The organism is Lapillicoccus jejuensis, from assembly GCF_006715055.1.
Taxonomy (GTDB): Bacteria; Actinomycetota; Actinomycetes; order Actinomycetales; family Dermatophilaceae; genus Lapillicoccus; species Lapillicoccus jejuensis.
Genome location: NZ_VFMN01000001.1, coordinates 726,804 through 743,187 on the forward strand (window position 1 = coordinate 726,804; position 16,384 = coordinate 743,187).

General features: G+C 75.0%; 16 protein-coding genes. 12 read left to right on the plus strand and 4 right to left on the minus strand.

From position 1 onward, the window contains the following. From FB458_RS03520 to FB458_RS03530, 3 genes are all read right to left on the minus strand, one after another. The gene (locus FB458_RS03520) at positions 1 to 360 is read right to left on the minus strand and encodes an NADH-quinone oxidoreductase subunit A (RefSeq protein WP_141846821.1); all 360 of its coding nucleotides are present in this window, start codon (positions 358 to 360) and stop codon (positions 1 to 3) included. A gap of 114 nt (positions 361 to 474) precedes the next feature. Continuing rightward, a complete protein-coding gene (locus tag FB458_RS03525) occupies positions 475 to 1,794 on the minus strand; it encodes a geranylgeranyl reductase family protein (RefSeq protein WP_141846823.1) in 1,320 nt (439 codons plus the stop codon). Between the two features lie 155 nt (positions 1,795 to 1,949). Next, on the minus strand, positions 1,950 to 2,648 hold the full coding sequence (locus FB458_RS03530) for a demethylmenaquinone methyltransferase (RefSeq protein WP_141846825.1): 699 nt from the start codon (positions 2,646 to 2,648) through the stop codon (positions 1,950 to 1,952). A 91-nt stretch (positions 2,649 to 2,739) separates the two neighbouring features. On the opposite strand from FB458_RS03530, the gene FB458_RS03535 reads away from it, so the two are divergent. Further along, complete coding sequence (locus FB458_RS03535) at positions 2,740 to 4,047, plus strand: isochorismate synthase (RefSeq protein ID WP_246061043.1); 1,308 nt, start codon at positions 2,740 to 2,742, stop codon at positions 4,045 to 4,047. Between the two features lie 28 nt (positions 4,048 to 4,075). Here FB458_RS03535 and FB458_RS03540 read toward each other — a convergent pair whose 3' ends face one another. After that, the gene (locus FB458_RS03540; protein WP_141846829.1) at positions 4,076 to 5,002 is read right to left on the minus strand and encodes a TIGR03560 family F420-dependent LLM class oxidoreductase; all 927 of its coding nucleotides are present in this window, start codon (positions 5,000 to 5,002) and stop codon (positions 4,076 to 4,078) included. Positions 5,003 to 5,071: 69 nt separating this feature from the next. Here FB458_RS03540 and menD point away from each other — a divergent pair, with 69 nt between their 5' ends. The 11 genes from menD (at position 5,072) to FB458_RS03595 (ending at position 16,292) form a co-directional block, all read left to right on the plus strand. Continuing rightward, on the plus strand, positions 5,072 to 6,727 hold the full coding sequence (gene menD / locus FB458_RS03545) for a 2-succinyl-5-enolpyruvyl-6-hydroxy-3-cyclohexene-1-carboxylic-acid synthase (RefSeq protein ID WP_141846831.1): 1,656 nt from the start codon (positions 5,072 to 5,074) through the stop codon (positions 6,725 to 6,727). A 3-nt stretch (positions 6,728 to 6,730) separates the two neighbouring features. After that, positions 6,731 to 8,458, plus strand: coding sequence for a murein biosynthesis integral membrane protein MurJ (gene murJ, locus FB458_RS03550; protein ID WP_141846833.1), 1,728 nt, complete (start codon positions 6,731 to 6,733; stop codon positions 8,456 to 8,458). A gap of 186 nt (positions 8,459 to 8,644) precedes the next feature. Next, positions 8,645 to 9,397 carry an SDR family oxidoreductase gene (locus FB458_RS03555; protein WP_141846835.1) on the plus strand — a complete coding sequence of 251 codons (753 nt, stop codon included), beginning with the start codon at positions 8,645 to 8,647 and terminating at the stop codon, positions 9,395 to 9,397. Then, positions 9,397 to 10,185, plus strand: a complete 789-nt coding sequence (locus FB458_RS03560) for an SDR family NAD(P)-dependent oxidoreductase (protein ID WP_141850302.1) — start codon at positions 9,397 to 9,399, stop codon at positions 10,183 to 10,185. The genes FB458_RS03555 and FB458_RS03560 overlap by 1 nt, the downstream gene beginning before the upstream one ends. Next, complete coding sequence (locus FB458_RS03565; RefSeq protein WP_141846837.1) at positions 10,182 to 11,174, plus strand: NADPH:quinone oxidoreductase family protein; 993 nt, start codon at positions 10,182 to 10,184, stop codon at positions 11,172 to 11,174. The genes FB458_RS03560 and FB458_RS03565 overlap by 4 nt, the downstream gene beginning before the upstream one ends. Further along, positions 11,171 to 12,220, plus strand: a complete 1,050-nt coding sequence (locus FB458_RS03570) for a phosphotransferase family protein (protein ID WP_141846839.1) — start codon at positions 11,171 to 11,173, stop codon at positions 12,218 to 12,220. Before FB458_RS03565 ends, FB458_RS03570 begins: the two co-directional genes overlap by 4 nt. Positions 12,221 to 12,284: 64 nt before the next feature. Next, the gene (locus tag FB458_RS03575) at positions 12,285 to 13,511 is read left to right on the plus strand and encodes an acyl-CoA dehydrogenase family protein (protein WP_141846841.1); all 1,227 of its coding nucleotides are present in this window, start codon (positions 12,285 to 12,287) and stop codon (positions 13,509 to 13,511) included. A gap of 49 nt (positions 13,512 to 13,560) precedes the next feature. Continuing rightward, the gene (locus tag FB458_RS03580) at positions 13,561 to 14,190 is read left to right on the plus strand and encodes a trimeric intracellular cation channel family protein (RefSeq protein ID WP_211355913.1); all 630 of its coding nucleotides are present in this window, start codon (positions 13,561 to 13,563) and stop codon (positions 14,188 to 14,190) included. A 39-nt stretch (positions 14,191 to 14,229) separates the two neighbouring features. Further along, entirely contained in the window at positions 14,230 to 15,048 is an 819-nt protein-coding gene (locus tag FB458_RS03585) for a phosphatase PAP2 family protein (protein WP_141846843.1), read from the plus strand. 123 nt (positions 15,049 to 15,171) lie between these two features. After that, positions 15,172 to 15,933 (plus strand): hypothetical protein, encoded by a 762-nt coding sequence (locus tag FB458_RS03590; RefSeq protein ID WP_141846845.1) that lies wholly within the window; start codon positions 15,172 to 15,174, stop codon positions 15,931 to 15,933. Then, complete coding sequence (locus tag FB458_RS03595) at positions 15,930 to 16,292, plus strand: winged helix-turn-helix domain-containing protein (protein WP_141846847.1); 363 nt, start codon at positions 15,930 to 15,932, stop codon at positions 16,290 to 16,292. Before FB458_RS03590 ends, FB458_RS03595 begins: the two co-directional genes overlap by 4 nt. The last annotated feature ends 92 nt before the right edge of the window (positions 16,293 to 16,384 follow it).

The window sequence follows — 16,384 nt, forward strand, 5'->3', positions numbered from 1 at the left end:
CTAGTCCCAGTCCAGCCCGCCCCGACGCCAGACGTAGGCGTAGGCGACGAACACGGTGAGGATGAACAGGACCATCTCGACGAGCGCGAACAGTCCGAGCTGGTTGAAGGCCACGGCGAACGGATAGAGGAAGATGCTCTCCACGTCGAAGACGATGAACAGCATCGCCGTGAGGTAGTACTTGATCGGCACGCGGCCGCCGCCCCGCGCGTGCGGGGTGGGCTGGATGCCGCACTCGTAGGCCTCCAGCTTGGCGCGGTTGTAGCGCTTGGGGCCGACCACGAGGCTCGTGCCGATCGACAGCGCCGCGAACCCGAAGCCGAGGGCCAGGAGGAAGAGGAGCGGGATCCACTGGTTCACGGGGTGCCTCCGGGGGAACGGTCTCGGCGGTGGTGCGGCAGCGTGGGGGCGGGCGTCGTCCGCACGGGCCGTCCCATCCTAGGGGTGACGGTACGGGGGCGCCGTACGGCGGGGTCAGGCATCGGGGGCCAGTCGCGAGATGGTCCGCACGAAGGCGTCGTCGACGCCGCCGCCCCGCTGCTGCGGGAGGTTGGCCATGACCTTGAGCAGCACCCGCATGAGCGGGGTGACCGGCAGGCCGTAGCGGGTGGCGAGGCGCATGACCTCGGGGTGGCCGATCGCGTGGGCGAACCAGCGGCCGAGGGTGAAGTAGCCGCCGAGCTCGTCCTTCATCACGCGCGGGTAGCGGGCGAGGACGCGCTCGCGGCCGGCGTCGGTGCGCCGGGCGTGCGCCTGGGCGACGACCTCGGCGGAGACGCGGGCGGCCTGGAGGGCGTAGTCGATGCCCTCGCCGTTGAACGGGTTGACCATGCCGCCGGCGTCGCCGACGAGCAGCAGCCCGTCGGCGTAGAGCGGGGCGCGGTTGAAGCCCATCGGCAGCGCGGCGCCGCGGATCGGGCCGGACGACTCGTCGTGGGTCAGGTGCCAGTCGGGCTCGATGTCCTCGACCCACTTGCGCATCACGTCCTTGTAGTCCGTGTTGCGGAAGGCGGGCGTCGTGTCCAGCGTGCCGAGGCCGACGTTGGCGCGGCCGTCCTCGAGCGGGAAGATCCAGCCGTAGCCCGGCATGAGGATCCGGCGGCCGTCGTCGCCGCGGGTCCACAGCTCGAGGTGGCTCTCGAGGTAGTCGTCGCGCCGGGGCGTCGAGTAGTACGCGCGGACGGCGACGCCCATGACGCGGTCGGTGCGCTTCGGGCGGCCGGCGGCCGTCGCGAGGCGGCTGGAGACACCGTCGGACGCGATGACGACGGGGGCTCGGTAGGTCACCTCGACGGGGCGGCCACCCCCCTCGGGGGTACGACGCGCCGTCACCCCTCGGACCCGGCCGGCGGCGTCGTGGACCGGGCCGGTCACGGCGGTCCGCTCGTGCAGCTGTGCACCGCGCGCCTGCGCGTGCCGGGCGAGGGCCTCGTCGAGCTGGCCGCGGGTGCGGACCAGGCCGAAGCCGGGGAAGGTGTCGGTCTCGGGCCAGTCGAGCTGCAGGGTGCGCCCGCCGCCCCTGATCCGCAGGCCCTTGGTGCGCTGCCACCCGGTCGTGTCGACGCCGAGGGAGATGAGCTCCTTGGTCGCGCGCGGGGTCAGGCCGTCGCCGCAGATCTTGTCGCGGGGGAAGGTCGCCTTGTCGAGCAGGACCACGTCGAGGCCGTGGTCGGCCAGGTAGGCGGCGGTGGCACTGCCCCCGGGGCCGGCTCCGACGACGACGACGTCCGCGTGCACCGTCTCGCGCGCGGTGTCGCGCGCGTCGCGGGTGCCGGTGGTGGTGCTGGGGGACATCGGGGGAGTCGCCTTCGCTTGCTTGTGAAGATCTTCACGAACTCCTGGCGAGTCTATGCCCGTGCTGTCGGGACCGCAGTTGAGGCTGTCCTAAGTCGTGACCCTGCGTCCGCGCCGCCGGGGCACCGGGGCCTCGACAGTGCCGACACCGCGCGTCAGGCGACCGGCTTCGTCGCGCGGTGGAGGGCGACGATGCCGCCGGTGAGGTTGCGCCACTGCACGTCGGACCAGCCCGCCTCCTCGACCGTGCGGGCGAGCCCGCGCTGGTCGGGCCAGGCCCGGATCGACTCGGCGAGGTAGACGTAGGAGTCGGGGTTGCTCGAGGTGCGCCGCGCGATCGGCGGCAGCGCCCGCATGAGGTAGTTGACGTAGACCTGGCGGAAGGCGCCGTTGGTCGGCTGGCTGAACTCGCAGACCACCAGCCGCCCACCGGGCCTGGTCACCCGCAGGAACTCGCGCAGCGCGGCGGCCGGGTCCTCGACGTTGCGCAGCCCGAAGGACATCGTCACGGCGTCGAACGAGTCGTCGCCGAAGGGCAGGTTCATCGCGTCGGCGGCGGTGAACGGCAGGTCGGGGCGGCGGCGGCGGCCGACGCGCAGCATCCCGACGGAGAAGTCGGCGGGGACGACCTGCACCCCGGCGTCGGCGAACGGCTCCGAGCTGGTCCCGGTGCCGGCGGCGATGTCGAGCACGGCCTCCCCCGGCCGGGCCCCGACGGCGCGCACGGTCGCCTTGCGCCACAGCCGGTCCTGCCCGAGCGAGAGGACGTCGTTGGTGACGTCGTACTTCTCGGCGACGGTGTCGAACATCCGCGCGACCTCGGCGGGCTGCTTCTCCAGGCTGGCGCGGCTCATGCGCCCATCCTCCCAGGCCGTGACGCATCTCGCGGTGGGCCCCCGGCGACCGCCCCGGTGCGGCCGCCGGGGTCGCCGTACGCTGGAAAGCGTGTCGACCGCCGCGCTCCCGACGCCCTCCGACCCGGCCGCCGCCCCCGGCACGCCACTGGTCGTGCGCAGCGTCCCGCTCGAGGACCCCGGCCCGCTCCTCGCGCTGCTGCCGGCGGGGCTGGCCGCGTCCGAGGTCGTCTCCTGGGTGCGCCGCGGCGAGGGCCTGGTCGGCTGGGGCGTCGCCGCCGAGTGCCGCACCCGCGGCCCGCAGCGCTTCGCCGAGGCCCAGGACTGGTGGTCGGCGGTGGCCGCGCACGCCTCGGTCCGCGACGAGGTCGGGCTACCCGGCTCCGGTGCGGTCGTCTTCGGCTCCTTCCCCTTCGCCGACGACTCCGCCGAGGAGGCGCGGCTCGTCGTGCCGGCCGTCACCGTGGGGCGACGCGGCTCGCGCTGGTGGGTGACGACGGCGTACGCCGGCGCGGGGGCCTCGCGCCTGCCGGTGGTCGCCCCCGCCCCAGCGCCCGAGGCGCCGTACGACGTCGCGTTCGCCGACGGCGCGCAGGAGCCGGTGCAGTGGGCCGGCTCGGTCGCCGAGGCCGTGCGCCGGATCAACCGCGGCGACGTCGACAAGGTCGTCCTCGCCCGCGACCTGCTGGCCGTGGCGCGGCGGCCCGTCGACGCGCGCTGGGTGCTGCAGCAGCTGGCCGCGCGCTACGACACGACGTGGACCTTCGCCGTCGGCGGGCTCGTCGGCGCGACCCCGGAGCTGCTCGTGCGCCGCGACCAGGGCCTCGTCACGTCGCGGGTGCTGGCCGGGACGATCCGCCGCACCGGCGACGACGTCAAGGACCTGGCCCTCGCCGGTGGCCTCGCGCGGTCGAGCAAGGACCTCGAGGAGCACGAGTACGCCGTGCGCTCGGTCGCCGACGCGCTCGCCCCGCACTGCTCGTCGATGAACGTGCCCGAGTCGCCGTTCGTCCTGCACCTCAGCAACGTCATGCACCTCGCGACCGACGTCACGGGCGTCAGCGCCGACGCCGTCAGCTCGCTCGGGCTCGCCGCGTCGCTGCACCCGTCGGCGGCCGTCGGCGGGACCCCGACCGCCGAGGCCGTCGCCCTCATCGCCGAGCTGGAGGGGATGGACCGCGGGCGGTACGCCGGACCGGTCGGCTGGATGGACCGCAGCGGCGACGGCGAGTGGGGCATCGCGCTGCGGTGCGGCCGGATCGACGACGACGACCCGCGTGCCGTGCGGCTCTACGCCGGGTGCGGCATCGTCGCCGGGTCGGTCCCCGAGGCCGAGGTGGCCGAGTCCGACGCCAAGCTCGTCCCCATGCGCGACGCCCTCACCGCCACCGCGAGCTGACGACACCCCACGTGAGGTCCTCGGGCGTTCAGACCTGCGGCATGACCTCGGCGGCGACGAGCTCGAGGTGGTCGCGGTCGGCGAGGTCGAGGACCTGCAGGTAGGTCCGCTGCACCCCGACCTCGGCGTAGGCGCCGAGCCGGTCGACGACCTCGGCGGGGGTCCCGGCGACGCCGTCGCGACGCAGCTCGTCGAGGTCGCGGCCCATGGCGTCGGCGCGGCGTCGTACCTGCGCGTCGTCGCGCCCGCAGGCGACGGTGACGGCCACGGACCAGTCGAGCGAGCCCGGGTCGCGGCCGGCGGCCTCGCACGCCGCCCGGACCCGCGCGAACTGCTCCCCCACCTTCTGCGGGGTGGTGAAGCCGACGTTGAACTCGTCGGCGTAGCGCGCCGCGAGCGCGGGCGTCCGCTTCTTCCCGCCGCCGCCGACGATGATCGGCGGCCCCTGCGGGGTGGCGGGCTTGGGCAGGGCCGGAGAGTCGGTGACCGACCAGTGCCGCCCCGCGTAGGAGAACCGCTCCCCCACCGGCGTGCGCCACAGCCCCGTGACGATGGCCAGCTGGTCCTCGAACCGGTCGAAGCGCTCACCGAGGGGCGGGAACGGGATGCCGTACGCCGCGTGCTCGGCCTCGAACCAGCCCGCCCCGAGCCCGAGCTCGACCCGGCCGCCGCTCATCACGTCGACCTGGGCGACCGCGACGGCGAGCGGCCCCGGGTGGCGGAACGTCGCGCTCGTGACGAGGGTGCCGAGCCGGATCGTCGAGGTCTCGCGGGCCAGCGCCCCCAGCGTCACCCACGAGTCCGACGGCCCGGGCAGCCCGTCACCGCCCATCGCGAGGAAGTGGTCGCTGCGGAAGAACGCGGCGTAGCCGCACTCCTCGCTCGCGCGGGCGACGGCCAGCAGGTCGTCGTACGACGCCCCCTGCTGGGGCTCGGTGAAGATGCGCAGCTCCATGCCGTCAGCCTTCCACGCCGGCCGCGGCGGCGGGGGCCACGGCCGCGGGGCGGCGCCGGGCGCGGGAGAATGGGGGCCGTGACCTCGGCCGACCGTGCGGTGACCCTCCTGCGCGCCCTCGTCGACGGCGGGGTGCGCGACGTCGTCCTCTCCCCGGGGTCGCGGTCGGCGCCGCTCGCCCTCGCCCTCCACGCGGCCGACGCCGCCGGCGACCTGCGGCTGCACGTGCGCCTCGACGAGCGCAGCTCCGGGTTCCTCGCCCTCGGGCTGTCGGTCGGGTCGCGGCGCCCCGTCGCCGTCGTCACGACGTCCGGCACGGCCGTGGGGAACCTGCTGCCCGCGGTGATGGAGGCGCACCACAGCGGCCGGCGGCTCGTCGTCGTCTCGGCCGACCGGCCGGCCGCGCTGCGCGGCACCGGCGCCAACCAGACCACCGAGCAGGAGGGCCTGTACGGCGTCTTCGCCCCCTGCGCCGACCTCGCCGTCGACGCGGGCGAGCAGGAGGTCCGGGCCGCCGCGCTCGCGGCGACGCAGCGACCGGGCCCGAGCCAGCTCAACCTGCAGCTCGGCGAGCCGCTGCTGCCCGAGCCCGCCGGGGTCTGGTGGCCGGGCGGGGGCGCGCCCGACGAGGAGGCCCCGCGGCGGCGTCGTACGGACGCGGCGGAGCCGCTGCCGGTCGGCCCGCGGACGGTCGTCGTCGCCGGCGACGACGCCGGCCCGGGGCCGCGGGTGCTGGCCCAGGCCATGGGGTGGCCGCTGCTGGCCGAGCCGACGTCGGGCTCGCGCGCGGGGGCGAACGCGATCCGCACCTACCGGCTGCTGCTCGGCGGACCGCTGGGCGCCGAGGTGGAGCGGGTGCTCGTCACCGGTCACCCGACGCTGTCCCGGCCGGTCACCCGGCTGATCTCCCGCGCCGACCTCGAGGTGCTCGCGGTCCCCGGAGCCGGGGGCGTCGTGACCGACCCGGCGCGGGTCGCCCGGCACCTGCCGGGCCTGCCGGCCGTGCCCGAGGGCGTCGTCCCGGCGCCCGAGGACGCGGCCTGGCTCGCGCGCTGGCAGGCGGCCGACGCGGCGCTGTCGGCCCGGCTCGACGCCCTCGTCGACGGGCTGCCGGGGCTCGACCCGCTGCAGGTCGCGCGCGAGGTCGGCGCCGCCACCGGGCCGGGCTGCACGCTCGTCGTGGGGTCGTCCAACCCCGTGCGCGACCTCGACCTCGTGCTGGCGCCGTACCCGCCCGGTGAGCACCGCCTGGTCGTCGGCAACCGGGGTCTGGCCGGCATCGACGGGACGGTCTCCACCGCGCTGGGGGTCGCGCTCGGCCGCCCCGCGGCCCCCGACGGGCGCCGCCCGCGCAGCCTGGCGCTGCTCGGCGACGTGACGTTCCTGCACGACGCGAACGGGCTGGTGCTCGGGCCGGACGAGCCGCGTCCCGACCTCACCCTCGTCGTCGTCAACGACGACGGCGGCTCGATCTTCGCCGGTCTCGAGCAGGGGGCGCCCGGCTACGCGCGAGCCTTCGAGCGGGTGTTCGCGACGCCGCACCACGCCGACCTGCGGGCGCTGTGCGCGGCGAGCGGGACGCCGTACGGGCTCGTGACCGACGTCGCGGGGCTGCGCGCCGCCCTCGCCGACGACCGCCCGGGCCTGCGGGTCGTCGAGGCGCGGGTGGGACGGGCGGACCGGCGTGCCACCGCCGCCCGGATCGCGGCCCTGATGGAGGATTGAGCGATGACCTCCGCACCGACCGACGGCGCCCGCCCCGTCGACCCGGTCGACCCGCCGACCGGGTCGACCCCGGTCGTCGAGCAGGACGCGGAGCAGCAGCCGCAGACGTCGGTCGCCCGCGGCAGCCTGGCCATGGCGTCGGGGACGATCGTCTCGCGCGTCCTCGGGGTCCTGCGCCAGTCGCTCATCGTCTCGGCCGTCGGCGTCGCGCTGGCCGGTGAGGCGTTCACGGCGGCCAACACGCTGCCCAACGTCATCTACATGATCATCGCCGGCGGGGTGCTCAACTCCGTCCTCATCCCGCAGCTGGTCAAGGCGGCCAAGAACCCGGACGGCGGGCGGGAGTTCACCGACCGGATCCTCACCGTCGGGGGTACGGCGATCCTCGTCGTGACCATCGTCTGCACCGCGGGAGCCGCCCTGCTCATGCGGGTGATGACCGACTTCTCCGGGCGCACGCTCGAGCTGGCCGTCTTCTTCGCGTTCCTCACGCTGCCGCAGATCTTCTTCTACGGCGTCTACGCGCTGCTCGGACAGGTCCTCGGCGCGCGCGGGCGCTTCCTCGCCTTCGGCTGGTCACCGGCGATCGCCAACGTCGTGGCCATCGCCGGGCTCGTGTCGTTCCTCGTGCTCTTCCCGCGCCAGGTCGCGCCGGACCAGTGGACCCCGTCGATGGTCTGGTGGCTCGGTGGGACGGCGACCGCATCGATCGCGGTGCAGGGCATCGTGCTGCTCGTCCCCCTGTGGCGCAGCGGGTTCCGCTTCACGCCCCGCTGGGGGCTGCGCGGGGTCGGGCTCGACCAGGCGTCGAAGATCGCGCGCTGGGCCTTCGCCGCGCTCGCCGTGTCGCAGGTCGGGTTCGTCGTCGCGTCGAAGATCATGACGACGGCGTCCGACCAGCAGACCGCGGCGAACTTCATCCCGGGGGTGACGGTCTACTCGAACGCGCTGCTCGTCTTCCAGATGCCGCACTCGTTCGTCGCCCTGTCGTTCATCACCGCGATGTACCCGCGGATCGCGGCGGCCGCCCACCGCGGTGACCACCCGGCCCTGCGCCGCGACTACGTCGCCGGGCTGACCGTCCCGACCGCGCTCACCCTGCCGATGTCGGTGGTGCTGCTCGTCTTCTCGGTCCCGATCTGCCAGCTGCTCTTCCACGCGCACGTCGGCGCGTCGGCGCTCGTCCTCGCGACCATGGCCCTCGGCGTCGTGCCGTTCGGTGTCGACGTGCTCAACCAGCGCTACCTCTACGCGCACGACGACGGCCGGACCGCGTTCGCCGAGCAGTGCGTCCTCACCGGGTCGGCGACCCTCGTCAACCTCGCCGCGCTGCTGTTCGTGCCGGTGGAGTACGTCGTCCCGGTCATCGGCGGCGGCATCGTCGTGAGCAACGTCCTCTCCTCGCTCTTCGGGCTGTGGTTCATCCGGCGCCGGATCGGCCGGCTCGGCGGGATGCGCGTCGTGCGCGCCTGGCTGCGGATCGGCGTGGCCTCGGCCGTCGCGGGCGGGGTGGCCTGGCTGGTCGTCCTCGGCTGCCAGCGGTTCCTCGGTGACAGCCGGCTCGACGCCCTCGTCCCCCTCGTCGCGGGCGGCGCCGTCTTCGCGTTCTTCTACTTCACCGTCGCCGCGCTGCTCGGCATCAAGGAGGTCGGCGAGGTCGTCGACCCGATGGTCCGCACCGGCGCGCGGCTGGGCTCCTCGGTCCTGCGCCGGGTGCGCCGGACCGCGTAGCCCCCGCGAATCGGATTCGGTCCACTCGGCTCGGGTCGTGACCCGAGCCGAGCCGGCCGAACCCGATTCGCCGGACCTGGCTCGGTGAGACACGGGACACGGTTGACGCAGGGAGCGCCGTGCGCGAGGGTAAGCAAGCGCTTAGCAGCGCCCGCTCGACCCCCGACTCGACGAGGAGACCGAAGGATGCGCCGCTTCGACGGCAGGACCGCGATCGTCACCGGAGCCAGCCGCGGCATCGGGCTGGCGATCGCCCAGCGGCTCGTCGACGAGGGCGCCAAGGTCGTCGTCACCGCTCGCAAGCAGGAGGCCCTCGACGAGGCGGTCGCGGCCCTCGGTGGGCCGGAGCATGCGCTCGCCGTCGCCGGTCGCGCCGACGACGCCGACCACCAGGACGAGACGATCGCGAAGGCCGTCGAGACCTTCGGCAGCGCCGACCTGCTCGTCAACAACACCGGCATCAACCCGGCCTACGGCCCGCTCATGCAGCTCGACCTCGACGCCGCCCGCAAGATCGTCGAGGTCAACTGCATCGCCGCCCTGTCCTGGGTCCAGAAGCTGCACGCGGCCTGGCTCGGCGAGCACGGGGGCGCCGTCGTCAACGTCGCCTCGGTCGCCGGGCTCAAGCCGGCCCCGGGCATCGCGTTCTACGGCGCGAGCAAGGCGATGCTCGTCCACCTCACCGAGGAGCTCGCCGTCGAGCTGGGCCCGCGCACCCGCGTCAACGCCGTCGCCCCGGCGGTCGTCAAGACCCGCTTCGCCACCGCGCTCTTCGAGGGCCGCGAGGAGGAGGTCTCGGCCGCCTACCCGCTCAAGCGCCTCGGCGAGCCGGAGGACATCGGGTCGGTCGTCGCGTTCCTCCTCTCGGATGATGCTTCCTGGATCACCGGCCAGACCGTGACGATCGACGGCGGCGTCACCCTCACCGGCGGCGTGTGATGACCTCCGGTACGACGCCCCTGCCCCGCACCGCCGTCGTCACCGGCGCGGCCGGCGGCATCGGCGCGGCGATCGCCGCCCGGCTCGTCGCCGAGGGCGTCCGCGTCCTGCTCGCCGACCGCGACCGGGCGGTCGAGGAGACCGCCCGGGCGCTCGGTGGGAACGCGTCGTCGTACGTCGGCGACTGCGCCACCGAGACCGGGGTCGAGCTGCTGCTCTTCGAGGCCGACGAGGTCCTCGGCGAGGTCGACCTGTTCTGCGCCAACGCCGGCGTCGAGGGCGGCCGCGGCCTGGAGTCGTCGGAGGCCGACTGGGCCACCGCGCTCGAGGTCAACGTCCTGGCCCACGTGCGGGCCGCCCAGGCCCTCGTGCCGCGCTGGGTCGAGCGCGGCCACGGCCGCTTCGTCGTCACCGCGTCGGCGGCGGGCCTGCTGACCATGCTGGGGAGCGCGCCGTACAGCGTCACGAAGCACGGCGCCGTCGCCTTCGCCGAGTGGCTGCGAGCGACTTACGCGCACAAGGGGATCGTCGTCCAGGCGATCTGCCCGCAGGGCGTGCGGACCCGGATGCTCGACGACTCCGGCCCGCTGCGGGAGCTGCTGTCCCGCGACCGCGCGCTCGAGCCGTCCGAGGTCGCCGACCGGCTGTGGGAGGCCCTCCAGGACGACCGGTTCCTCGTCCTGCCGCACCCCGAGGTGGCGGACTACTACGTCGCCCGCGCCACCGACCCGGACCGCTGGCTGGCCGGGATGAACCGTCTGCAGCGCAAGCTCGAGGAGACCCGATGAGGGCCTGGCAGGTCGACCGGCTCGGCGAGCCGGAGGACGTCATGCAGTTCGTCGACGTCCCCGCGCCGACCCTCGCCGACGGGCAGCTGCGGGTGCGCGTGCGCGCCGCCGCGGCCAACTTCCCCGACGTGCTCATGTGCCGCGGGCTCTACCAGGTCAAGCCCGACCTGCCCTTCACGCCCGGCGTCGAGCTGTGCGGCGAGGTCCTCGAGGTGGGCCCCGGCGCGCAGGGTCGCGTCGGCGACCGGGTCATCGGCGGCTCCGTCCTGCCGCACGGCGCCTTCGCCGACGAGGCCGTCGTCGACGCCGCCGCCGTCCTGCCCGCCCCCGACGGGCTCGACGACGCGCAGGCCGGCAGCTTCTTCATCGGCTACCAGACCGGCTGGTTCGGCCTGCACCGCCGCGCGCACCTCCAGCCCGGCGAGACCCTGCTCGTCCACGCCGCCGCGGGCGGCGTCGGCAGCGCCGCAGTCCAGCTCGGCAAGGCCGCCGGCGCCCGCGTCATCGGCGTCGTCGGCGGTCCCGCCAAGGCCCAGGTCGCCCGCGACCTCGGCGCCGACGTCGTCGTCGACCGGCACGGCGAGGACTTCGTCGAGGTCGTCAAGCGCGAGACCGGCGGGCGCGGCGCCGACGTCGTCTACGACCCGGTCGGCGGCGAGACCTACGACCGCTCGACCAAGTGCATCGCCTTCGAGGGCCGCATCCTCGTCATCGGCTTCGCCGGCGGCACCATCCAGACCCCGCCGCTCGGGCACGCGCTGGTCAAGAACTACTCCGTCGTCGGCCTGCACTGGGGTCTCTACGCCAAGGTCATGCCGCAGCTCATCGGCGAGTGCCACGCCGCGCTGACCCGGATGGTCGACGAGGGCCGCATCGACCCGCTCGTGTCCGAGCGGCTCCCCCTCGACGCGGTCGGCGACGGCGTCCAGCGCCTCGCCGACGGCACGACGACGGGCCGCGTCGTCTACGACGCGGGCGTCGGCGCGTGACCGACCCCGAGGCCCCGTACGGCGACCCGCCCGGCCTCGACCTCACCGCGCTGCGCCGGTGGCTCGACGACGCCGCCCCCGGGCTGCTCGACGGGCCGCTGACCGCCCAGGTGGTCGCCGGCGGCAAGAGCAACCTCACCTACCGGGTGACCGACGGGACCACCCGCGTCGTCGTGCGCCGCCCGCCGCTCGGCCACGTCCTCGCCACCGCCCACGACATGGGCCGCGAGCACCGCGTGATGACGGCCCTCGCGCCGACGCCGGTGCCGGTCCCGCGCACCTACGCGCAGTGCACGGACGACAGCGTCGTCGGGGCGCCGTTCTACGTCATGGAGCACGTCGACGGGACGCCGTACCGCACCCGCGAGGAGCTGGAGGCGCTCGGCCCCGAGCGGACCCGGGCGATCAGCGAGCGGATGGTCGACACCCTCGCCGACCTGCACCTCGTCGACCCGGACGAGGTGGGCCTGCGCGACTTCGGCCGCCCCGAGGGCTTCCTCGCCCGCCAGGTCCGGCGGTGGGGCCAGCAGCTCGACGCGTCCCGCAGCCGCGAGCTCGCCGGCTCCGACGCCCTGCGCGCCCGGCTCGCCGCCGGGGTGCCGCGGGAGACCCCGCCGGCGATCGTCCACGGTGACTACCGCCTCGACAACATCCTCACCGACGACGCCGACCGGATGGCCGCCGTCGTGGACTGGGAGATGGCGACCCTCGGCGACCCGCTCACCGACGTCGCCCTGCTGCTCACCTACCAGCGGGTCGCTGCGCGCGGCGCCGGTGGCGTCTCGACCGTCTCGCTCGCCCCGGGCTACCTCACCGAGGACGAGCTCGCGCAGCGCTACGCCGCCCGCACCGGCCGCGACCTGGACCACCTCGGCTTCTACGAGGGCCTGGCCTGCTTCAAGCTCGCGGTCATCCTCGAGGGCATCCACTACCGCTTCGTCCAGGGCCAGACGGTCGGCGAGGGCTTCTCCCGCGTCGGCGAGATGACCGAGCCGCTCCTGGCCCTCGGCCACGAGGCGATGGACCGCCTCGACGCCGACCACTGACCACCGACCGCACGCCGCACGCCGCACGACGCCGTACGGCGTCCCGAAGGGAAGGTTCTCCGGAATGGACTTCACCCCCGACCCCCACGCGCAGGAGCTCGTCGCCTCGCTCGAGGAGATGATGCGCGAGCACGTCCTCCCGGCGCAGCAGCGGTTCGAGGAGGAGCTCGACGCCTCCGACGACCACTGGGCGTGGTCCCGGGTCCCCGTCCTGCAGGAGCTGCGCGACGAGGCCCGCCGCCGCGGGCTGTGGAACGCCTTCCTGCCCGGCGAGGAGGGCGCCGGCCTGACCAACCTGCAGTACGCCGCGCTGGCCGAGGTCACCGGGCGCGCCCTCGACCTGGCTCCCGCCGCGCTCAACTGCGCCGCCCCGGACACCGGCAACATGGAGGTGCTGGCCCAGTTCGGCACCCCCGAGCAGAAGGAGCAGTGGCTCGCGCCGTTGCTGCGCGGGGAGATCCGCAGCGCCTTCGCGATGACCGAGCCCGACGTCGCCAGCTCCGACGCGACGAACATCGCGACGAGCATCCGCCGGGACGGGGACGACTACGTCGTCAACGGGCGCAAGTGGTGGATCACCGGGGCGATGAACCCCGACGCGAAGGTCCTCATCGTCATGGGCAAGACCGACCCGTCCGCGGAGCGCCACCGCCAGCAGAGCATGATCCTCGTCCCGCGCGACGCGGAGGGGGTCGAGGTCGTGCGCGGCATGCACGTCCTCGGCTACGACGACCACGCGCACGGCGGGCACGCCGAGCTCGCCTTCCACGACGTCCGCGTGCCGGCCAGCAACCTCGTCGCCGGCGAGGGCGAGGGCTTCGCCATCGCCCAGGCCCGCCTCGGCCCCGGCCGGATCCACCACTGCATGCGCTCGATCGGGGTCGCCGAGATGGCCATCTCGCTCATGTGCGAGCGGGTCTCCAGCCGGGTCGCCTTCGGCCGACCGCTCTCCGAGCAGGGCGTCATCCGCGACTGGATCGCCGAGTCCCGCGTGCGCCTCGAGCAGCTGCGCCTGCTCGTCCTCAAGACCGCGTGGCTCATGGACACGGTCGGCAACAAGGGCGCCCACACCGAGATCCAGGCCATCAAGATCGCCACCCCGGCGACGGTCGAGTGGATCCTCGACAAGGCCATCCAGGCCCACGGCGGTGGCGGGCTCAGCCAGGACTTCCCGCTCGCCGCGGCCATCGCCGGCATCCGCACCCTGCGCTTCGCCGACGGCCCCGACGAGGTCCACAAGAACTCGCTGGCCAAGGCCGAGCTGAAGCGGCAGGCCGCCGCGCGCGGCTGACCCGCGAGCGCCGTACGGCGTCCTGCCCCCCAGGGCGGGACAATGCGTCGTGCTCTCCAGCCAGGCCGCCGTCGTGCTCAACCTCGTCGGCATCTTCGCCTTCTCCCTCTCCGGCGCCCTGCTCGCGCTGCGGCAGGGGTACGACGTCGTCGGCATGGCCGTCCTCGCCACGGTCACCGCCCTCGGCGGCGGGATGCTGCGCGACGTGCTGCTGGGGGTGCGGGTGGCCGCGCTCGACCACCCGTGGTGGCTGCTGCTGCCGCTCGGGGCGACCCTGGTGGCGTTCTTCTTCCACCCCGCCGTGACCCGGCTGCGCCGCGCCGTCGAGGTCGTCGACGCGGTCGGGCTCGGCCTGTTCTGCGTCACCGGCACCCTCAAGGCGCTCCAGCTCGGCGCCGGGCCGGTGCCGGCCGTGCTGCTCGGCAGCATCACCGGCGTGGCGGGCGGCCTGGTGCGCGACGTGCTGGCCCGCGAGACGCCGACGCTCTTCCGTCCCGACTCGCGCCTGTACGCCGTCCCCGCGGTCGTCGGCTGCGCGCTGCTCGTCCTCCTCGCCCAGGCCGGCGTGACGAGCGACGTGGTCGGCGTCGGCGCCGCCGCCCTCATCTGCGGGGTGCGCCTGCTCGCGCTGTGGCGCGGCTGGACGGCGCCGGTGCCGCGCGAGTCCCGGCTGCGGTAGCCCGGACGCGGAGACCGCCCGGCTGGAAGGATGGGCGGCATGCCGGACGAGGTGCGCGCCCACTCCCCGCAGGAACGGCGGATCGGCGAGCGCGACCTCACCGCGTGGCCGACCGCGGCCGGCCGCGGCCTCGCGCGCGGCGCGCTCTGGCTGGGCGGGTGGGCCGGCGAGCACGTCGTCCTGCTCGTCACCGCGCTCGTCGGGCTGCTCGTCGCCGTCGGGGCGACGGTCGGCGCGGGCGAGGTCTACGAGGGGGTCCTCGAGGGCGCCGACCTGTCGCGGTTGGACGTGCCCGTCCTCGACGCGATGGTCCGGCTGCGCTCCCCGGGCCTCGACCGGGCCGTCACGGGGCTGACCGACCTCGGTGGGACGGTGGGGATGCCGGTCATCGCCCTCGTCGCGGTCGCCGTCATGACCTGGCGCTGGCGCGCCTGGACCCCGCTCGTCCTCACGGCCGTCGCCGCGGCCGGGTCGGTGGCGATGACCGTCGCCGGCAAGGACCTCGTCGGCCGCGCGCGGCCGCCGCTCACCCTCGCGGTGCCGCCGTACGAGACGTCGCCGTCGTTCCCCAGCGGGCACAGCCTCAACGCGGTCGTCATCGTCGGCGTGCTGGTCTACCTCGTCCTGCCCCACCTGCACCACAAGCGGACCCGCACCCTGCTCGTCGTCGCCGGGACCGTCTTCGCGGCCGCCATCGGCCTGAGCCGGGTCTTCCTCGGCCACCACTGGCTCACCGACGTCGTCGCCGGCTGGCTCCTCGGGCTCGGCTGGCTCGCCGTCGTCGTCACGGCCCACCGGCTGCAGCTGACGGCCCGCCGGCACCGCGCGACCGCCGAGGCCTCCGCGCACGCCGCTTGACGCAGCGTCGAGCCGCTCGACGCCCTGTGCACAGGGCGTCGACCTGGATGACGCTGCGTCGAGCCATTGACGCGCACTTACTCTGCGGTGCAGAGTTCTCTGCACCGACGACAGGAGTGCGAGATGACGACGAGCCCGACCCCCGCCGCGGACGACGCCGGACGAGCCCGCGCCGCCGCCGAGGTCCTCGCGGCCGCCGACCGGGCGCGGCGCACGGCCCGCGCGGACCGTCAGGGTCTGGCCATCCCGCTGCTCGTCACGGGCGTGCTCGTGCTGGGGTACGGCGTCCTCGTCCTCGCCCACGAGCGGTGGATCGCAGGCCTGCTGGCCGCGAGCCCCACCGGCTCCATCGCCCTGACCCCCGACCCCTGGTCCGTCGTCCTCGACGGCTACTGGTCGCTCGGCGGAGCGCTGGCCCTGGCCGTCACGGGGGCCTGGCTCGGACTGCGCGCGCGCCGGGTGGGGGTCGGCGAGACCGGGGCGGCCTGGGCCACCGGGGTGCTCGCCCTCGTCCTGTTCGGGTACGCCCTCGCCGGCTTCTTCCTCCCGATCCCCCTGGCGGTCGTCACGATGCTGTCCCCGGCGGCGCCGTACTGCCTCGCGCTGCTCGTCGTGGCCGCGAAGCGCCACGACCGGGCCCTCGCGGTCTGGGCCCTGGTGGTGGGGCTCCTCGTGACCCTGGACCGGCTGGGGTGGCTGGCCAACCGGGTCTACGACGTCTACCGGCTGGTGGGCGTCCCGGCCGAGCAGATCACGTGGTGGGTCGCACCCGGGTTCTTCGACGTCGTCACGGGGGTCGTCGTCGTGCTCGTCGCCGCCCTGCGGATGCGCGCCGATCGGCGTGAGGCGGCCCGGCAGCACGCCGTCGGCCCGGTCGTGGCGTGAGCGCACCCGCCCGGCCGCTCGAGCCCGCCGGGGACGGCTCCGACGGGGCCCCGGACCTCGCCCACCCGACGTCCGGTCTCGACGACACGGTCCACCAGAAGGCGCGGCTCGGCGTCCTCGCCGTGCTCGCCGAGGGCGGCCACGCGGACTTCCCCTACCTCAAGGAGGTGCTCGGGCTCACCGACGGCAACCTCGGCCGGCACCTCGAGGTGCTCGCCGGCTCGGGCCTGGTCCACGTGGAGAAGGGCTTCGCCGGACGCCGCCCGCGCACGCGGGTGACCATCACCCGCGCCGGGCGGGCCGCCCTCGAGGCGGAGCTGCGGGCGATGCGGGAGCTGCTGCGCCGACTCGGCGGCTGAGCACCCGAGCACCGCCACCGCCCGCGCGCCCGAAGTTGCGGGGGCCAACGTCTCAGGTCCGCCACGCGGCTGGCGATAGGACCGGACAACAC